Origin of the sequence: Faecalibacterium sp. Marseille-Q4137 (genome assembly GCF_017377535.1) — a bacterium.
Lineage (GTDB): Bacteria > Bacillota > Clostridia > Oscillospirales > Ruminococcaceae > Faecalibacterium > Faecalibacterium duncaniae.
In genome coordinates this window covers 42392-59910 of sequence record NZ_JAFREK010000003.1, presented here as the reverse complement: position 1 = coordinate 59910, position 17519 = coordinate 42392, and the positions used below count along the sequence as shown (strand labels likewise).

Genomic DNA, 17519 nt, shown 5'->3' with positions numbered 1-17519 from the left:
CGCCCAACAGCGGAAAAAACCACATACTGTTTATATGATACACCAAAGCTGAAAACCCGTCAAACCCGATGGATAGATTTTATCCGTTTTTTGGGTGAACTTTCTGTTAATTTAGAAAAAAAGACCCTCTCCGGCATTGCGCAGCAATGACGGAGAGGGTCGGTCCTATACCAATGTCGCCCCCGGGCGGGGAACGTGCTCCGTCAGCAGAGCGCGCAGCTGTTCCGGCAGGGCGTAGAAATTGCCGTTGGTATATTTCCACGCCCCCACCGCAGTAAGAGCCGCCAGCAGAGCCAGCACCAGCAGCGTCATGCACACCCGGCGCAGGGGATGCCGCTTGGGTTGGGGGCTGGGCAGAACATCCTTCTTTGCAGCCCTGCGGGCAGGCAGGAAGCCTGTCCCCTCAGCCTGAGGCTTGTTTGCCGCCGTGCGCCGGATGATATCCAGCAGCCAGAGGGCGGGGTTCTCCCCCGCCGGGACGGTGCGCAGAAAGCAGCCCTTCCTGCAGCTAAGCACCAGCACACAATCATTTTCCCGCTCGGCACAGGCGGCAGAGAGATCTGCCCCCACCACGCGGTGGGCAGCCTGAGCCCGGGCCAGTGCCTGCCGGAGCGGGTCAGTGCAGTCTTTGGGCAGGCGGGCACGGGCACGCTTTTCGATCAGAGGGCCGGTCTTGGGGTTGGCATAGCTCACCGCGCCAAAATCAAAGACCTTCTCGGCCCCGGGCAGGTTCTCGAGCCGGGCTTCCAGCAGGGCACCGGCGGCAGCATCCGCGCAGATGAGCAGCTTATCGTGCCGTTCCAGCGCCTCCACCACGGCGGCAGGCAGAGTGGTCTCCCCTGCCCCGTACAGGTCTGCCGAAAACGCCTGCCGCAGGGCCTGCGCGGCCTTTTTCAGCCCGGAAGGGCTCTGCGCCTGCAGGGCCACCAGCGTTTCCGCGCCCCGGCTCTTCCACTGGGCTGCGGCCCGCCACTGGGGCGGAAAGTTTTCCACCGTTTTGCCCACCGCTGTGGACTGCGCACCGAACAGCCGCAGCACACACCCGGTCTCCTGTTGCTGTGTCACCCTGCATTCCCCCTGCCTTTTAGTGGCCCAGGAACACCTCGTTCAGCTTGTCCAGCGCTTCGGCGCTGTGCTGTGCGTCCCGGGCAAGGGGCTCTGTGCCTGCGGGAACTTTTCCCTGTGCCAGCCGCAGGGCCAGCTCCAGGGCGGCCTGGGCGGCGCGGGCACGCACCAATGCACGGTCGGGCCGGGAGACGGACAGCTTTTTCACATACACCGTCTCGCCCCGGGCCGCGCCCAGATACACCGTGCCCACCGGGCGGAGGGCATCTCCACCGGTCGGCCCGGCCACGCCGGTCACGCTGATGCCGATCTCAGCACCGGCGGCCTGTGCGGCCCCCAGCGCCATCTGGGCGGCCACGGGGGCCGACACCACATTGTACGTTGCAATGACATCCGGTTCCACGCCCACCAGCCTGGCCTTGGCGGCCTCCCAATAGGTCACAAAGCCGTAGCCGAACACTTCACTGGAGCCCGGCACCGAGGTGATGCGCTGTGCGATCAGCCCGCCGGTGCAGCTCTCGGCGGTGGAGAGGGTGAGCCCCTTTTCCTTTAAGGTGCGCACCAGTGTCTCCTCCAGCCCGGCCACATCCTCATCATACACCGCATCGCCCAGCAGATCATAGAACTTTTTGGCATATTCCCGGCACATTTTTTCGCCTTCCGCATCGGAAGCAGCCCGGGCGGTGATACGGATCTCGCACTCACCGGTCTTGCAGTAGATGGCGGCAGTCGGGTTGGCGTTTTCCAGCAGATCACGCACCTGATATTCCAGGCTGCTCTCGCCGCCCAGCACCCGCAGGGTGACAGAGTGCAGGGTGCAGTTCTGGCGCTTCATCAGCAGGGGGCGGACGCTCTCGTTCCACATGGCCTTCATCTCGCTGGGCACGCCCGGCATCAGGACAGCACAGCGGCCCTCCTGCTCAAACCACGCACCGGGGGCAGTGCCGTGATGGTTGATGATCTTATGCCCTTTTACGGGCACCATGGCCTGCTTGCGGTTGTTGGGGGTGGTCACCCGGCCGGAGCGGGCAAAATAACCGGTGATCTTCTCCCACTCGCTCTCGTCAAAGGCCAGCGTATCGCCATAGCAGGCGGCAACGGTCTCCTTGGTCAGGTCGTCTGCCGTGGGGCCCAGACCGCCGGTGAACACCAGCAGGTCACAGCGGTTCTTTGCCTCGTTGACAAAGTCCGCCAGCCGCCCCTGATTGTCGCCGATGGTGCTCTCCCGCTGGACCGTAATGCCCAGCTCAGCAAGCTCCCGGCTCAGGTACTGGGCATTGGTGTTGAGGATGTTGCCGAGCAGCAGCTCGGTGCCCACACTGATGATCTCCGCTGTCATGCCGCTCACCCCTCAAACTCGATCTCGTCCGTAATGCGGATGCGGATCCGTTCGGTGTTCTCAGCAGCTTCGGCCTCCAGCTCTGCCAGACCAGGCATGGCGGCTTCGGCCTCCAGGATCTCTGCCAGCTCGGGGCGGATCTTCGGGTGCGGCGGGGTGAAGATGGTGCAGCAGTCCTCATAGGGCAGGATGCTGGTCTCGTAGGTGCCAATGTGGCGGGAGGTCTCGATGATCTCGGTCTTGTCCATGCCGATCAGCGGGCGCAGGATGGGCAGATTCTGGGCGGCATCGGTGCACTGCAGGGCCTTGACGGTCTGGCTTGCCACCTGAGCCAAGCTCTCGCCGGTGATGAGGGCTTCGCAGCCCTGCTTCTTTGCAATGATATTCGCAATGCGCATCATGCTGCGGCGCATCAGCACCGTGAACAGCACATCGGGGGCATTGTCCCGGATATACTCCTGCGGCTTGGTGTAGGGCACCACAAACAGGTTGGAGCTGCCGGTATAGGGGGTGATTTTCTGGGCCAGAGCTTTAACTTTCAGTTTTGCGCGCTCAGAAGTATACGGAGGGGACGCAAAATGGATGTGATCCAGGGCCAGACCGCGCTTTGCCATCCGGTAAGCGGCCACCGGGCTGTCGATGCCGCCGGAGAGCATATTCAGGGCACGGCCGGAGGTACCCACGGGCAGGCCACCCTCTCCGGGTATTTTTGGGCCATGAATATACGCGCCGTAATCGCGAATCTCCACAATGACCTTGAACTGGGGGTTCTTCACATCCACCCGCAGGTAGTTATGCAGCCCCAGCAGATAAGCGCCCAGCTCCCGCATCAGCTCAGGGCTGGTCATGGGGTAGGTCTTATCCGAACGGCGGGCCTCCACCTTGAAGGTCTTGATGCCGTGCAGGCTGTCGCCCAGATACTCCTCCGCAGTCCGGCAGATGGTATCAAAGTCCTTTTCGCAGACCACGGCACGGCTCAGTGCCGCCAGACCAAACACGGTGCGCACCCGGTCAAAGGCCAGATCCATGTCCACGTCTTCTTCTTCGGGCTCCATATAAAAGGTAGACTGGGTGCAGTACACCTTGAACTTGCCCACGGTCTTGAGCCGGTAGCGCAGGATCTTCATCATGGCCGACTCAAACTGGTTGCGGTTCAGGCCCTTCAGGGACATCTCGCCCTGATAGCCCATAATAATTTCACGCATAGAGTTCTCCTTAATTATAGCTGGCTCACCCTCTCCGTCAGCGCTGACGCGCTGCCACCTCCCCCAAAGTGGGAGGCCTTGGCATTCCACGCAAAGTTTCCGGTTTTGTCAAGAGCTCCCCCTTTGGGGGAGCTGGACGCGGAGCGGCCTGAGAGGGTGAGGATGCTTTCCTTTTTTACTTTTTGATTCTCTGTAAGTGCTTCATTCCGTCCTCGAAGGCGTTGAGGAACGCGTCCACATCCTCGGGGGTGTTGTCCGCACAGAAGGACACGCGGATGGCCGTGTCGATGGCCAGCGGGTCCCTGCCCATGGCGGCAAGGGTGTGGCTGGGCTGGCCCCGGCCGCAGGCACTGGCCGAGGAGACATAGACCTGCTGCTGTGCCAGATGGGCCAGCATGGTCTCGCTCTTGATGCAGTTCTCGCTGAAGTTCAGCACCTCGGGCACCGCATTGTCCGGGCTGTTGATGACCACCTCCGGGAAGGCTTTCAGCCCTTCCCGCAGGCGCAGGTTCAGGGCACGCACAGCAGCATCCCGGCTCTTCATGGTCTTGTTCAGGCGGGTGGCCGCGGCAGCAAGGCCCAGCGCATAGGGCAGGTTCTCGGTGCCGGGACGCTTCTCCCGCTCCTGCTCACCGCCCAGATAGGGAGCCTGGAACGCCTGATACAGGCTGTCGCTCAGGTAGAGCGCACCAATGCCCTTGGGTGCGTGGATCTTGTGGCCGCTGACAGCCAGCGTGTCGATGTTCGCCAGTTTGATGGGCACCCGCATCCAGGCCTGCACGGCATCCACATGGACGATGGTGCGGCTGTTGCGGCGCTTGACCTCTGCGGCCAGACGCTCCACATCGTTCCGGGTTCCGACCTCGTTGTTGACCATCATGCAGGCTACAAGGATGGTGTTTTTGTCCACATGGTCCAGCATCCGGTCGATGTCCAGCGTGCCGTCCGGACCGGGGTCCACCACGGTCACATCATACCCCATGGCGGCCAGACGCTCCAGCGGCTTCTGCACGCTGGGGTGCTCAAAGCCGGACACCACGATGCCCTTGCCGAACCTGCGGGTCAGGGCCGCGCCCAGCAGGGCCATGTTGTTGCTCTCGCTGCCGCAGGAGGTAAAATAGAGCTCCCGGCTCTTGCAGCCCAGGGTGCGGGCCACGGCGGCGCGGGCGGCGTTCAGGGCTTCCTCGCTCCGGGCACCGGGGGCATACAGGCTGGACGGGTTGGCCCAGTGCTCCCGCATGGCCTTGTTGATGACATCCGCCACTTCCGGAGCCACGATGGTGGTGGCGGCGTTGTCCAGATAATGCAATTCAGGGTTTTGCAGCATAAATTTTGATTCCTGCTTTCTCAGTTACGCCAGCGGCACCCGCCGCCGACAGGATTTCATACTAAACCATGATGATTATACCACAAAGCATCTGCCGCCGTAAAGTAGCACGGCCCACTTGCACGGCCCCGCCGGGTGCTGTATAATGAGGGTAACAAACACAAAGAAAGCCGGGTGTTTTTATGGCCGATTATCAGGAATACCGCCGCCGCATCCTGCGCAAGCGCTGGCGCAGGAATTTTGCCGTTGCCGGGCTGCTGGTGCTGCTCATCCTGCTCAGCGCCGTGGGCCTGCTGTGGAAGCGCCTCCACCGGGAGCAGAGCCCTGCCGCCGTGCAGGGCCCGACCATCTTCCAGCAGGAGCTGCAGAGCAGCGAGTGGAACACCATCAGCTACACGCCCGCGCGGCGGCTGACCGTGCAGACCACCTCTGCCGGGTCCACCGCCATGGATTTCCGGCTGGCCGCGCTGGACCGCACCACCGCCGTGGACCGCAGTTATTTTGCCAACGTCTGTTTTCTGGGCGACAGCCTGACGCAGGGGATGCAGATCTATTCCAGCGGCCTGCCGGAGGCCTCTTTCTGCGCCTACCGGGGCGCAAACCCCAGCGTCGTGGTCAATGGCACCACCTGCAAGCGCTCCGATGGCGGCACCGAGGTCCCCATGGAGGTGCTGACAGCCCGGCAGCCCCCGGTGCTGTATATCCTGCTGGGCACCAACGTGCTCAACCGGGACGGGGATTATTCCAGCTTTCTCACCTACTACCGGCTCATGCTGGATATGATCTCCCAGGCCCTGCCCAACACGCAGATCTACGTGCAGTCCATCACGCCTGTCCGGCCTGAGGTGCGTAGCAGCCATCCCGGTCTGTACAAAGAGCGGCTGTGCGAGATCAACAATGAGCTGGCTGCCATTGCGCTGGAAAAGAACTGCGCTTTTCTGAACCTGTGGGAAGCCCTTGCCGACGACAACGGCGACCTGAAAGCCGAGTACGCGCAGCCTGACGGCATCCACATCAAGCCGGAAGGCTACCCCGCCTGGGTGGAATATCTCGCCACCCACACCGTGGGCCAACAGACGGCTTAAGTTGAATACTCACATAGCAAAACCGCCCTTCCGGCATCAAACTGGAAGGGCGGTTTTGTCATACAAACAGGAACGGGGAACGGCATCTAAACCGTTCCCCATCGATTGGTATTTGGCAGGCGTGGCGTTCTCCTGCATCTCTCAGAGCCTAAGCCCTTGTCGTTACCATCGGCGTGTGGCTGCCACGAAATTGACCACCTCAAATACCTTTCTTATCCTATGTTTAGGATACCACATTTATCCCTTTTTGTAAAGTATCTCACTCTGACGCAAAAGACGGCGGAAGCGTTTCTGGCTGATGCTCCACATCGTGATAATAGAGTTTTTGTATTCTTCCGGATCACTGGAAACTTTCAATCTCAGAATAATTTCTGCATAACATCTTATAGTTGATTTGTATATAGAAAAGGGAGAGTGGCCTAACACAGGGATTTCATAGAATGGTATTTTGATTTGCCAAACAATAAAACTAAATGTTTTCATTGTTTGACCCGGCCAAGGCAATCAAGTAAGATTTCCGTTATATCTTTTGTTGCTATCGCCGGTTTGTCACTCATAATTTCCCAAACAGGGTTACCGCTACATTCTCCAGAAAAATATTTTCGGGCGCATTCTACTACACCCTTTATATTTTTTGTGTTCAACATAACATCAAAAGCTTCATCGAAAAGAAGCATATCATATTTTGTAGGTTTCTCTTCTTCAAGGTCAACCTCAAAAAGTCGAATTTGCGCTCTCTCTTCTTCCGATTTCTGAGCCCAGCCAGCTTCATATAACACTTTATAATATTCAATATTGTCGAAATAGTAGCTGCAATTTAAACGGCTTGGAAGAAAAGAAAATTCGGTTTCTCTTACAAATTCAAAGATTCCTTCAACACACCATTTTACATATTCACGCCATTCATCACCTTGCAATTTCATCGACGCAATCGTTGTTTCGAGACACTGTTCAGATTGTTCTAATGTGCTGATAACCTCTCTACAACGAATTTCATTTCTCTTGTATCCAGCTTTTAATTTATCCCCAACTTGTAGTGTCTGACTCATGTGGTAAGCTTTCATCTTTTTCTCCACCGCTTCCGATTTGTTGAGCTAAAAAGTCCCATACCCAGCACCTTAACGGTGCGGACATGGGACTTCATATTTTTTTAATCAGAACAGCCCCGTGATCTTGCCTTCGGCATCCACGTCGATATTGACAGCGGCGGGCTTCTTGGGCAGGCCGGGCATAGTCATAATGTTGCCGCAGATGACCACCACGAAACCGGCACCGGCGGCAAGGCGGACTTCCCGCACCTCCATGGTAAAGCCGGTGGGCGCACCCGTCAGCTTGGCGTTATCGCTGAAGCTGTACTGGGTCTTGGCGATGCAGACCGGCAGGTCGCCGTAGCCCAGTTCTGTCAGTTCCGCCAGTGTCTTGGAAGCGGCGGCGCTGAAATTCACACCGTCGGCACGGTAGATTTTTTTGGCGATGGCCTCCACCTTCTGCTTCAGGGGCATCTCCAGCGGGTAGACGTACTGGATGGGACGATCCTCCATGACCTCCAGCACCTTCTCGGCCAGAGCCTTGCCGCCCTCGCCGCCCTTGGCGAACACCTCGCTCAGGACGCAGGGCACGCCCTGCTCGGCACAAACCTGCTCAACGTATGCCTGCTCCTCCGGGGTGTCGGCGGGGAAGGCATTGATGGCCACCACCACAGGCAGGCCAAAGCCGTTCTTCAGGTTGTCGATGTGGCGCACAAGGTTGGAGGCACCAGCCTTGACAGCCTCGAGATTCGGCTGGTTCAGGTCAGCCTTGGCAACGCCGCCGTGGCTCTTGAGGGCACGGACAGTGGCCACCAGCACGCAGGCGCTGGGGGCGATGCCGGCATAGCGGCACTTGATATCCAGGAACTTCTCGGCACCCAGATCTGCACCGAAGCCCGCCTCCGTGATGACGTAATCGGCCAGCGAGAGGCTGAGCTTGGTGGCCATGACGCTGTTGCAGCCGTGGGCAATGTTGGCAAAGGGGCCGCCGTGGATGATGGCGGGGTTGTTTTCCAGCGTCTGAACGAGGTTTGGGTCAAGGGCATCCTTAAGCAGCGCGGTCATGGCACCGGCGGCACCGATGTCGCCAGCCGTGACGGGCTTGCCTTCGTAGGTGTAGGCGCAGACGATCTTCGACAGCCGCTCCTTCAGGTCGGAGATGCTGGTGGCCAGGCAGAAGATCGCCATGACCTCGCTGGCAACGGTGATATCAAAGCCGTCCTCACGGGGGGTACCGTTGACCTTGCCGCCCAGACCATCCACGATGAATCGGAGCTGGCGGTCGTTCATATCCATGCAGCGCTTCCAGGTGATGCGGCGGGGATCGATGTTCAGGGGGTTGCCCTGCTGAATGCTGTTGTCGATCATGGCAGCCAGCAGGTTGTTTGCGGTGCCGATGGCATGCAGGTCACCGGTAAAGTGGAGGTTGATATCCTCCATGGGCACCACCTGGGCATAACCGCCGCCGGCCGCGCCGCCCTTGACACCGAACACGGGGCCAAGGCTGGGCTCACGCAGGCAGAGCATGGTCTTTTTGCCCAGAGCGTTCATGGCATCGGCCAGGCCCACGCTGGTGGTGGTCTTGCCCTCGCCTGCCGGGGTGGGGCTGATGGCCGTGACCAGGACCATCTTGCCCTGCTTGGATGCCTTGTGGATGAGGCGGTGGTTGATCTTGGCCTTGTAGCGGCCATAGGGGATCACATCCTCATCGGCAAGGCCCAGCGAGGCAGCGATCTCGGTGATGGGCTTCATTTTGGCTTCCTGTGCGATCTCGATATCAGACTTCATGCTCAAATCCTCCCTGAAATGCAAAAAGGACAGCTTTGCGCACCAATAGCGCAAGGCTGCCCAGACGGTCGGCGTAAAAAACCCGGTTCTGTCTGCACTGTGGTGCTCCACAACGTTCCGTCAGCAGGCAAACCCGTTCTTCTTGGTCAAAGATATCACATCTGCCCGTGGTTTGTCAAGCAGAAACTGTCCGCAAAGAAAAATCTGCCTGTACGGCCCCTGCGGCTTGCATCCATCCTGCCAGATGTGTTATACTAAAGTGTATCAAACGATAGGGAGGCTTTCACGATGCCATTTACACCGAAACTGACTTATAAAGGCAAGCCCCTCGTCCGTAAGGACAACGAGCTGTATTACGGCCGTATGACCGACCCCTATGTGCTGCGGATGCAGATCCTGAGCACCAAATCCGTGGGCGGCATGGATGTGGCCGATAAGGTACACATTCAGGTCTTCTCCACCAACGACAGCCTGGCCCCTGAGGCCCGCGTGTTCCGCCAGACCACCAAGAATGGCCTGTACAACGCACTGGACATTGGCAGCATCTGGCTGCAGAAGGCAAACGAGACCCGCTGAACGGCATAAAAAAGGACCGTCTCCCGCTGAGGAGACGGTCCTTTTTGTTGTGCTTTACTCTTCGGTCACTTCAAAGTCCAGGGGCTTGCCGCAGCCGGGGCACTTGGGTGCGCCATCCAGCAGGTCGTCCTCCTCAAACACAGTGGTCTGACCACAGGCGGGGCAGGTCACCTCGTACTGCACGGGGCCTTCCTCCTGCTCCTCGTCGTCATCCTCCAGCGCGACCTCAAAGGTCACGCCGCAGTGGGCGCAGTTTGCTTCGCCCGCGTCCAGGTCGTCCTCGCTGACGTAAACGGTCTCGCCGCAGTTGGGGCAGGCCACCTCATAGAACGGCTCACTGGCGATATCATCGTCATTGTCGTCCTCTTCGGTATCCTCTTCCTCTTCTTCGGGCTCCTCGTCATCCTCATCGTCCTCATAGAGGTCGGCTTCCAGATCCTCCAGCTCCTCGCTCAGGTCGTTGATCTGGTCGTAGGCACGGGTCACATCTTCATCGATGCCGTCCACAGCCTCTGCCAGTTCGCCCAGCAGTTCGCTCATGGCCTTGATGACCTTGCCCTCTTTGGTGGTCTCGTCGATGCCCAGGCCCTCGATCAGGCCCCGCAGGTATGCAGCCTTTTCCTTCATAAGAATGACCTCCTATTTAAAATAACCTCTCAGGCCGCTCCGCGGCCAGCTCCCCTAATAGGGGAGCCCTTGGCATAGCGGAAAACTTTCCACCGCACGGTTCAGCCTGTGAAGCAAAAACCGGGCACACGGTTGCCCGCTGCCCGGTCTGTCGGTAAATTAGACGCGCTCCATATACTCGCCGGTGCGGGTATCGATGCGGATGTGGTCGCCCTCGTTGATGAACAGAGGAACGCGGATCTCAGCACCGGTCTCGACAGTAGCGGGCTTCAGGGTGTTGGTGGCGGTGTTGCCCTTGACACCCGGCTCGGTCTGGGTGACTTCCAGCTCGATGAAGTTGGGGATCTCGACGCTGAAGACCTTGCCCTTATAGCTCAGCAGCTTGCACGGCTCGTTCTCCTTGCAGAACTTGAAGTTATCGGGCACATCGGAAGCGTTGACGGGGATATCATCGTAGGTCTCGTTGTCCATGAAGTGGTACAGATCGCCATCCTCATAGCTGTAAGTCACGTCCTTGCGCTCGATGAAAGCCTGAGGGAACTTTGCGGTCGGGTTGTAGCTGGTCTCAACCACAGAGCCGGTGATCACGTTCTTGGTCTTGGTGCGGACAAAGGCAGCGCCCTTGCCGGGCTTCACGTGCTGGAACTCAACGACCTGAAGAACCTGGCCGTCCTGCTCAAAGGTCACGCCGTTGCGAAACTCGCCTGCAGAAATCATAGGAATTCCTCCATTAGTAAAATCTCATTGATGCTTAACGCATATCTCTATTTATTTTACTCAATCCCGCATGGTTTGGCAAGGGGTTTGAGCAAAAAAGACGATAAAATCAGAAAAAAAACACGGACCAAACCTCTCCGTCATCCCTTCGGGATGCCACCTCCCCTAGTAGGGGAGGCCTTGGCAGCCGGGTGAAGCTTTCTCTTTATGCCAAAGGCTCCCCTACAAGGGGAGCTGGCGGGCGCAAGCCCGACTGAGAGGTTGTACAAAGACAAGCCTCAAAAAATCGCTTCATTGTTTTCGCATCCTCTGCCTGCGTACCGGCGCTCTCACAGATGATGACAGGCGCAAGCCCGCGCTCGGCCAGCAGCTCCATCAGGGGCTGGGGTTCGGGGCCGAACTGGGTCTCGGCAAAGGTCCAGTGCCGCTTTTCACCACCCTTGGAATACTCGATGCGGGAAAAGTGGACATGGAACTGCCGGGCCCGCTCATCCCCCAGCGCCTCCCCGATGCGGTCAAGGATAGCGGCATAATCCGCCTTGGAGCGGATGCCGCCCAGCGTCCGGGCGTTGAGGTGGCCGAAGTCGATGCAGGGGGTGATGCGTCTGTCCACCCCGCAGAGAGCCAGCACCTCCTCCAGCGTACCCAGCTGGCCGATCTTTCCCATCGTCTCAGGGCAGAGGATGATCTCGGCAAAGCCCGCTTCATCCAGCGCGTCCTGCGCCCGCTTCAGGGTGTCCAGCGCTTTTTCCAGAGCAGCCTCCCGGCTCTGCCTGCCGCAGCTGCCGGAGTGGAAGATGACCCGCCTGCCGCCCAGTGCCCTGCAGAGCGCCGCGCTCTGGAGCAGATAGTTCACGCTGTTCAGCCGCTTTTCCTCATCCAGGCTGGAGGCGCTGATATAGTAAGGCGCGTGGACGCTGAACAAAATCCCCCGGGCGGCGGCATCGTCAGCCATCTGCCGGGCCTTGTCCAGCCCCAGCCGGACTCCATGGCCGCACTGGTATTCAAAGGCATCCAACCCCATTTTTTCGGTATAGGCCGGAATGTCCAGACTGTTCTTATACCCCATGGCCGTGAAGCTGTCGCTGGTGCCTGCGGTGCCGAACCGGATCTTCCACTCACTCACAGGGTCTTGCCTCCCCGGTCGTAGTATTCCTGCCAGTGTTTTTTCTCCCACTTGCGCTTGAGCACCACCTGTGCCCCAAGATCCGGTCCGCGTGGAATGACCATCAGGCCCGGAATACCATAGAGTGCCGCCGCCATCCGGTCGGCATAGAGCTGGTCGCCCACCATGGCCATTTCCCTGCGCTTCACCTGCATCCGGCAGCGGGCCACCCCCAGCGCAAAGGGCAGGGGCTTGGCGCTGCGGTAGAGGTAGGCAAGGCCCAGCTTTTCCGCAAAGGGGCGCACCCGCTTTTCGGCACCGTTGGAAACGATGGTCAGCTTTACGCCCGCCCTGCGCATGGTTTCCAGCCACCCGGCCACTTCTTCCGGCAGCTCCTGACTGCGGTCGGCGGTCAGGGTGTTGTCGATGTCCAGAACCAGCGCCCGGATGCCCTTTTGGGCCAGCCACTCCGGCGTGATATGGGTAACGTCCTTAAAAACATATTCGGGGGTAACTAACATACAGAACCCTCTCTTTGCCTTTCACAGGCTCACCCTCTCAGTCCGCTTCGCGTCCAGCTCTCCCAAAGGGAGAGCCTCTGGCGAAACCAATAACTTTGCACGGATTGCCAAAGCCTCTCCCCTTGGGAGAGGTGGCATTGCGCAGCAATGACGGAGAGGGCGAGGATGTTTATCTTTTTCATAAATGAAAATAGGAGAGCCTGAGTTTCAGGCTCTCCTACATCGGCGTTAGCAACGCGTTTGAAATCTAAAGCAACGTGCGATTTCAAGCAGTTAATTACTTGAACTTGCGCTTGCGGGCTGCTTCGGACTTCTTCTTGCGCTTAACAGACGGCTTCTCGTAAGCCTCGCGCTTACGAACCTCTGCGAGCACACCGCTGCGAGCGGTGCTGCGCTTGAAGCGACGCAGTGCGCTTTCCAGCGACTCGCCCTCTTTAACACGAATTTCCGACATCTTATTCCCTCCCTTGGACCGTGAGGCAGGAATTTCGTTGTTACATGGTAACTAACAGTAGACAGTATAGCGCATTTTCATGCGTTCGTCAACCTTTTTTGAAAACTTTTTTGAGATTTTGTTTGCCTCTGTCGCAGGGCCCAGCTGGTTTACGCAACACAACACTTTGTGCGTCCAGCACAGCCCCACCGGCATGCCAAGGGCTCCCCTATTAGGGGCGCTGGCACGCGAAGCGTGACTGAGAGGTTTACTTCACGGCCAGGTTGACCAGACGGCCCTTGACGTAGATCTCCTTGACGACCTGCTTGCCCTCCAGAGCGGCGGCAACAGCGGGGTCAGCCTTGGCGGCGGCAATGGCGGCAGCAGCATCGATGTCGGCAGCCACCTTCAGGCGGGCCTTCACCTTGCCGTTCACCTGCACGGCGATCTCCACGGTGCTCTCCACGCACTTGGCCTCTTCGTACTGGGGCCAGGGGTAGTAGGCCAGCTGCTCATTGTGGCTGTGGCCCAGCTTCTCCCACAGCTCCTCGGTCATGTGGGGAGCAAACGGGTTCAGCAGCTGAACAACGGTCTCCAGCTCGGCCTTGGTCGCACCGCCGTTGTCGTACAGGGCATTGACCAGCGTCATCAGCTGGGCGATGGCGGTGTTCATCTTCAGGCCCTCGATATCAGCGCCCACCTTCTTGATGGTCTGGTGCATCAAAGTCTCGATGGCGGGGCGATAGCCCTCGCCCTCCACCAGCTTGTCGGACAGCGTCCACACGCGGTCGAGGAAGCGGTTGCAGCCGGCAATGGCAGAGGTCTGCCAGGGTGCGGCCTGCTCAAAGTCGCCCATGAACATCTCATACAGACGCATGGTGTCGGCACCGTACTGATCCACCACCTCATCGGGGTTGATGACATTGCCCAGGCTCTTGGACATCTTGACGATGGGATGGCGTGCCATCTCGCCGTACTTCTCTTCCAGTGCCTTTTCGGCGGCCTTCTGGCTGCCGTACTCCTTCAGCAGCTTCTCCTGCTCGTCAGCGGGCAGGTTGACAAAGCTGTGGGGGTTCAGGCCCAGGATCATGCCGTGGGCGGTGCGCTTCTGGTAAGGCTCGGCAGTGGGCACCACACCGATGTCATACAGGAACTTGTGCCAGAAACGGCTGTACAGCAGATGCAGGGTGGTGTGCTCCATGCCGCCGTTGTACCAGTCCACGGGAGACCAGTACTCCAGCGCCTCCTTGGAGGCCAGAGCATCCTTGCAGTGGGGGTCCATGTAGCGCAGGAAGTACCAGGAGGAACCGGCCCACTGGGGCATGGTGTCGGTCTCGCGGGTTGCGGGGCCGCCGCAGCAGGGGCAGGTGGTCTTGACCCAGTCGGTGTGGCGGGCCAGCGGGGACTCACCATCGGGGCCCGGCTCAAAGTCGGTGATGTCGGGCAGGGTCAGGGGCAGGCTGCTCTCGGGCAGGGGCTGCCAGCCGCACTTTTCACACTTGACCATGGGGATCGGCTCGCCCCAGTAGCGCTGACGGCTGAACACCCAGTCGCGCAGCTTGTAGTTCACCTTATCGCAGCCCTTGCCGTTGGCTTCCAGCCACTCGATCATCTTTTTCTTGGCATCGGTCACAGACAGGCCGTCCAGGAAGCCGGAGTTGACCAGCGTGCCGGTGGCAACATCGGTAAAGGCAGCCTCGTCCAGATTGGACTCGGTATTGCCCTTGACCACCTCGATGATGGGCAGGCCGAACTTCTTGGCGAACTCCCAGTCGCGGGTATCGTGGGCGGGCACAGCCATGATGGCACCGGTGCCGTAGGTGGACAGGACATAATCGGAGATAAAGATGGGGATCTGCTTGTCGTTGACGGGGTTGATGCCCATCACGCCCTCCAGCTTCACGCCGGTCTTTTCCTTGTTCAGCTCACTGCGCTCGAAATCGCTCTTGCGGGCAGCCTCTGCCTGATAGGCCGTAACGGCATCCGCATTCTTGAGCAGGCCCTTTTCCAGCCACTCCTTGACCATGGCGTGCTCCGGGGAGACGACCATGTAGGTAGCGCCGAACAGGGTATCACAGCGGGTGGTGTAAACCGTCAGGGTATCGCCTGCGGTGGTACCGAAGTTCACCTCTGCACCATGGCTGCGGCCGATCCAGTTCTTCTGCTGGGTGGCAACGCGCTCGATGTAATCCAGACCATCCAGGCCGTCGATCAGCTTGTCGGCGTAAGCGGTGATTTTGAGCATCCACTGGCTCTTGACCTTGTGCACGACCTCGCTGCCGCAGCGCTCGCACACGCCGTTGACAACTTCCTCGTTTGCCAGCACACACTTGCAGCCGGTGCACCAGTTGACGTTCATTTCCTTCTTGTAGGCCAGGCCATGCTTGTACAGCTGCAGGAAGATCCACTGGGTCCACTTGTAGTACTCGGGGTCGGTGGTGTTGATCTCGCGATCCCAGTCAAAGGAGAAGCCCAGCGCCTTGAGCTGCTCACGGAAGTGATCCACATTCTTTTTGGTGACGATGGCCGGGTGGATGTGGTTCTTCATGGCAAAGTTCTCGGTGGGCAGACCGAAGGCATCCCAGCCCATGGGGTACAGCACGTTATAGCCGTTCTGGCGGCGCTTGCGGCTGACCACATCCAGGGCAGTATAGCTGCGGGGGTGGCCCACATGCAGGCCCGCACCCGAGGGATACGGGAACTCCACCAGTGCATAGAACTTGGGCTTTTTGTGGTCGATCTCGACATGGAAGGTCTTTTCGTCCTCCCACACCTTCTGCCACTTGGCCTCAACGGCCTTGTAATCATACTTCATAGCTTTCAATCACTCCTCATATTCGGCAGCCGCCCTTGCAGGCAGGGAAGCTTACAGACTGTTTTCCGGGATCAGATATTCCGAGATATCCATGGGCTCGCCATCGGCCCACAGATGTTCCAGATCATAGTAGGTGCGGGTGTTGGGCACAAAGACGTGCACGATGACGCTGGAATAATCCAGCAGCACCCAGTTCTTGGAGTCGAAGCCCTCGGTGGTGTAGGGCTCGATGCCCTTCTGAGAAAGCTCGTACTCCACCTCGTCGGCCAGAGCACCCACCTGGGTGGTGGAGGTGCCGGAAGCAATGACGAAGTAATCGGTCAGAACGGTCAGGCTCTCCACTTTGAGCACGCGGACATCCACGGCCTTTTTCTTGTCCAGGATCTTTGCGATCTCAATGGCAAGGGTCTTGCTGTCGATCTTGTTTTCCATAAAAGTCTCCTCTCTGGTTTGTTACTGTCCTGCGGCCTGGCCGTCGGTGGTGGTCGCACCTGCCACGTCGGTATCGCCGCTCAGGATGGCATCATCGGACTCCTTGTCCAGCTGTCCCACGAACTGGACGTTGGCGCTGGTGGAAGCGGTGCCGTGGGGCCAGTTGTTGGTCACAAGGTTCATTTCCTCGGCGCTCACGGGGCCGGTGTAATTGCGGAAATAGGTGTTCAGCAGCTCTGCAATGGAACCGGCATCCGGCACCACGCAGGAGTATCCGTCAAAGCTGCTGGTCTTGCCCACATTGGGCACGCCCATGAACACAGGGGTCTGGGCCAGCATGATGTTCGCACTGTCGATGCGGGTAAAGGACACCAGCATCTTGGCAATGGTGGTCAGATCCATATCCGTGTGGATATAGTTGTTGAAGATCAGGGGCAGCTGGGCAATGACATCGGTCACGCCCATGCTGCGCACCCGCTTGAACAGGCCGGCATAGAAATAGCGCTGCATGTTCAGGCGGTCGATATCCGAGTTGGCGTAGCCCTCGCCGTGGCGGCAGCGGACAAAGAATTCTGCCGATGCGCCGTCCAGGTTGCGGTAGCCCTGCTTCAGGACACTGCCCGCAAAGGACATATCGTGGGGGATATACACCTCGATGCCGCCGAAGTTGTCCACCATTTCCACCAGTGCCTGCATATCAATGGTCACATAGTAGTCGATGGGCAGCTTGTACTGGTCATAGATGACCTCCGCCAGCGCGGCAATGTCGCCGCCGTTGGAGAGGGCCACCGAGTTGATCTGATAGTTGGTAGCCGAGTAGGTCTTGCCGTTGGAAAGGGTGATTTTGCGGTTCTGGGTCGCAACAAGGCTGTTGCGGGGGATCTGCAGCATCCGCAGGGCACCGCCCTTGATATCGAACTGGCAGTACAGGATCATATCCGTCATGCCGTCGTTGCTGCCGTCCGAGGAATAGGCGCGGCCCTCCTCATAGTCGATGCCGCAGACAAGGATGTTCACCACATCGCCCTTATACTCCTCCAGCGTCTGGATCTCCTCCACCAGCGAGGTCGCGTTCTCCTCGGGCTTCAGATTATCCTCCACCTTGTTCACCATGTTCACGGCGTAGACCACCACGCCCGAGATCACGGCCAGCACCGCCAGCGTCACAGCCATCGGCAGCCACACGGGGGTCTTTTTCTTCTTTTTGCGGCGGCGGGGGGCATCAGCGGGGGCCGCGTGCCGGGGCGGCTGACTGCCGCCGTTGCCGCCGCGTCCGCCGCCCGCGCTCTGGCGGGGCGGTTCCGGCCGCTGGGGTGCGGGCTGTTCGTTCTGGAAGAAATCCGGCTGCCCGGACAGCGACACCTGATGCAGGGCTGAAGCCTCCGTGGGGCGCTGCTCCGTGGGACGGTTCAGCGAGCGGTCTGTATTGATATGACGCGGACCTTGACTCATTCGT

Annotated in this window: 16 protein-coding genes and 1 riboswitch; of the genes, 2 read left to right on the top strand and 14 right to left on the bottom strand. The window is 59.2% G+C overall.

Going from position 1 to position 17519, the window contains the following annotated elements; genetic code table 11:
- Positions 1 to 165: 165 nt before the first annotated feature.
- The 4 genes from J3353_RS02065 to J3353_RS02050 form a co-directional block, all read right to left on the bottom strand.
- Positions 166 to 1065, bottom strand: coding sequence for a CinA family protein (locus tag J3353_RS02065; protein ID WP_207684006.1), 900 nt, complete (start codon positions 1063 to 1065; stop codon positions 166 to 168).
- Positions 1066 to 1084: 19 nt separating this feature from the next.
- On the bottom strand, positions 1085 to 2404 hold the full coding sequence (locus tag J3353_RS02060; RefSeq protein WP_207684005.1) for a competence/damage-inducible protein A: 1320 nt from the start codon (positions 2402 to 2404) through the stop codon (positions 1085 to 1087).
- Positions 2405 to 2409: 5 nt separating this feature from the next.
- Positions 2410 to 3609: a tRNA uracil 4-sulfurtransferase ThiI gene (gene thiI, locus J3353_RS02055; RefSeq protein WP_207684004.1), complete on the bottom strand. Its 1200-nt coding sequence runs from the start codon at positions 3607 to 3609 to the stop codon at positions 2410 to 2412.
- A 175-nt stretch (positions 3610 to 3784) separates the two neighbouring features.
- A complete protein-coding gene (locus J3353_RS02050) occupies positions 3785 to 4936 on the bottom strand; it encodes a cysteine desulfurase family protein (RefSeq protein WP_097770842.1) in 1152 nt (383 codons plus the stop codon).
- A 182-nt stretch (positions 4937 to 5118) separates the two neighbouring features.
- On the opposite strand from J3353_RS02050, the gene J3353_RS02045 reads away from it, so the two are divergent.
- Positions 5119 to 6021, top strand: a complete 903-nt coding sequence (locus tag J3353_RS02045; RefSeq protein ID WP_156068723.1) for a GDSL-type esterase/lipase family protein — start codon at positions 5119 to 5121, stop codon at positions 6019 to 6021.
- Positions 6022 to 6500: 479 nt separating this feature from the next.
- Here J3353_RS02045 and J3353_RS02040 read toward each other — a convergent pair whose 3' ends face one another.
- Both J3353_RS02040 and J3353_RS02035 read right to left on the bottom strand, forming a co-directional pair.
- Positions 6501 to 7085 carry a hypothetical protein gene (locus J3353_RS02040; RefSeq protein WP_207684003.1) on the bottom strand — a complete coding sequence of 195 codons (585 nt, stop codon included), beginning with the start codon at positions 7083 to 7085 and terminating at the stop codon, positions 6501 to 6503.
- Between the two features lie 90 nt (positions 7086 to 7175).
- The gene (locus J3353_RS02035) at positions 7176 to 8837 is read right to left on the bottom strand and encodes a formate--tetrahydrofolate ligase (RefSeq protein ID WP_207684002.1); all 1662 of its coding nucleotides are present in this window, start codon (positions 8835 to 8837) and stop codon (positions 7176 to 7178) included.
- A gap of 51 nt (positions 8838 to 8888) precedes the next feature.
- Positions 8889 to 8975: riboswitch (ZMP/ZTP riboswitch) on the bottom strand.
- A 150-nt stretch (positions 8976 to 9125) separates the two neighbouring features.
- Between J3353_RS02035 and J3353_RS02030 the strand changes: the two genes are divergently transcribed.
- Positions 9126 to 9413 (top strand): hypothetical protein, encoded by a 288-nt coding sequence (locus tag J3353_RS02030; protein WP_005932907.1) that lies wholly within the window; start codon positions 9126 to 9128, stop codon positions 9411 to 9413.
- Between the two features lie 54 nt (positions 9414 to 9467).
- Here J3353_RS02030 and J3353_RS02025 read toward each other — a convergent pair whose 3' ends face one another.
- The 8 genes from J3353_RS02025 to J3353_RS01990 form a co-directional block, all read right to left on the bottom strand.
- A complete protein-coding gene (locus J3353_RS02025) occupies positions 9468 to 10040 on the bottom strand; it encodes a CD1247 N-terminal domain-containing protein (protein ID WP_179859130.1) in 573 nt (190 codons plus the stop codon).
- A 159-nt stretch (positions 10041 to 10199) separates the two neighbouring features.
- Positions 10200 to 10757, bottom strand: coding sequence for an elongation factor P (gene efp, locus J3353_RS02020; protein WP_005932902.1), 558 nt, complete (start codon positions 10755 to 10757; stop codon positions 10200 to 10202).
- A 205-nt stretch (positions 10758 to 10962) separates the two neighbouring features.
- Positions 10963 to 11883: a TIM barrel protein gene (locus J3353_RS02015; RefSeq protein WP_207684001.1), complete on the bottom strand. Its 921-nt coding sequence runs from the start codon at positions 11881 to 11883 to the stop codon at positions 10963 to 10965.
- A complete protein-coding gene (locus J3353_RS02010) occupies positions 11880 to 12383 on the bottom strand; it encodes a YqeG family HAD IIIA-type phosphatase (RefSeq protein ID WP_207684000.1) in 504 nt (167 codons plus the stop codon). Before J3353_RS02010 ends, J3353_RS02015 begins: the two co-directional genes overlap by 4 nt.
- 277 nt (positions 12384 to 12660) lie before the next feature.
- A complete protein-coding gene (gene rpsU, locus J3353_RS02005; RefSeq protein ID WP_005928271.1) occupies positions 12661 to 12837 on the bottom strand; it encodes a 30S ribosomal protein S21 in 177 nt (58 codons plus the stop codon).
- A gap of 247 nt (positions 12838 to 13084) precedes the next feature.
- Positions 13085 to 15631, bottom strand: a complete 2547-nt coding sequence (leuS, locus tag J3353_RS02000; RefSeq protein WP_207683999.1) for a leucine--tRNA ligase — start codon at positions 15629 to 15631, stop codon at positions 13085 to 13087.
- 51 nt (positions 15632 to 15682) lie between these two features.
- Positions 15683 to 16063 (bottom strand): ribosome silencing factor, encoded by a 381-nt coding sequence (gene rsfS / locus J3353_RS01995; RefSeq protein ID WP_156059700.1) that lies wholly within the window; start codon positions 16061 to 16063, stop codon positions 15683 to 15685.
- 21 nt (positions 16064 to 16084) lie between these two features.
- Entirely contained in the window at positions 16085 to 17515 is a 1431-nt protein-coding gene (locus J3353_RS01990; protein WP_242700816.1) for an LCP family protein, read from the bottom strand.
- Between the last annotated feature and the right edge of the window lie 4 nt (positions 17516 to 17519).

Coding starts and splice junctions, on each gene's coding strand:
- rsfS (WP_156059700.1), bottom strand. CDS start 16,063: ATGGAAAACAAGATCGACAGCAAGACCCTTGCCATTGAGATCGCAAAG.
- thiI (WP_207684004.1), bottom strand. CDS start 3,609: ATGCGTGAAATTATTATGGGCTATCAGGGCGAGATGTCCCTGAAGGGC.
- J3353_RS02060 (WP_207684005.1), bottom strand. CDS start 2,404: ATGACAGCGGAGATCATCAGTGTGGGCACCGAGCTGCTGCTCGGCAAC.
- J3353_RS02025 (WP_179859130.1), bottom strand. CDS start 10,040: ATGAAGGAAAAGGCTGCATACCTGCGGGGCCTGATCGAGGGCCTGGGC.
- rpsU (WP_005928271.1), bottom strand. CDS start 12,837: ATGTCGGAAATTCGTGTTAAAGAGGGCGAGTCGCTGGAAAGCGCACTG.
- efp (WP_005932902.1), bottom strand. CDS start 10,757: ATGATTTCTGCAGGCGAGTTTCGCAACGGCGTGACCTTTGAGCAGGAC.
- J3353_RS02045 (WP_156068723.1), top strand. CDS start 5,119: ATGGCCGATTATCAGGAATACCGCCGCCGCATCCTGCGCAAGCGCTGG.
- J3353_RS02050 (WP_097770842.1), bottom strand. CDS start 4,936: ATGCTGCAAAACCCTGAATTGCATTATCTGGACAACGCCGCCACCACC.
- J3353_RS02040 (WP_207684003.1), bottom strand. CDS start 7,085: ATGAAAGCTTACCACATGAGTCAGACACTACAAGTTGGGGATAAATTA.
- J3353_RS01990 (WP_242700816.1), bottom strand. CDS start 17,515: ATGAGTCAAGGTCCGCGTCATATCAATACAGACCGCTCGCTGAACCGT.
- J3353_RS02010 (WP_207684000.1), bottom strand. CDS start 12,383: ATGTTAGTTACCCCCGAATATGTTTTTAAGGACGTTACCCATATCACG.
- J3353_RS02030 (WP_005932907.1), top strand. CDS start 9,126: ATGCCATTTACACCGAAACTGACTTATAAAGGCAAGCCCCTCGTCCGT.
- leuS (WP_207683999.1), bottom strand. CDS start 15,631: ATGAAGTATGATTACAAGGCCGTTGAGGCCAAGTGGCAGAAGGTGTGG.
- J3353_RS02035 (WP_207684002.1), bottom strand. CDS start 8,837: ATGAAGTCTGATATCGAGATCGCACAGGAAGCCAAAATGAAGCCCATC.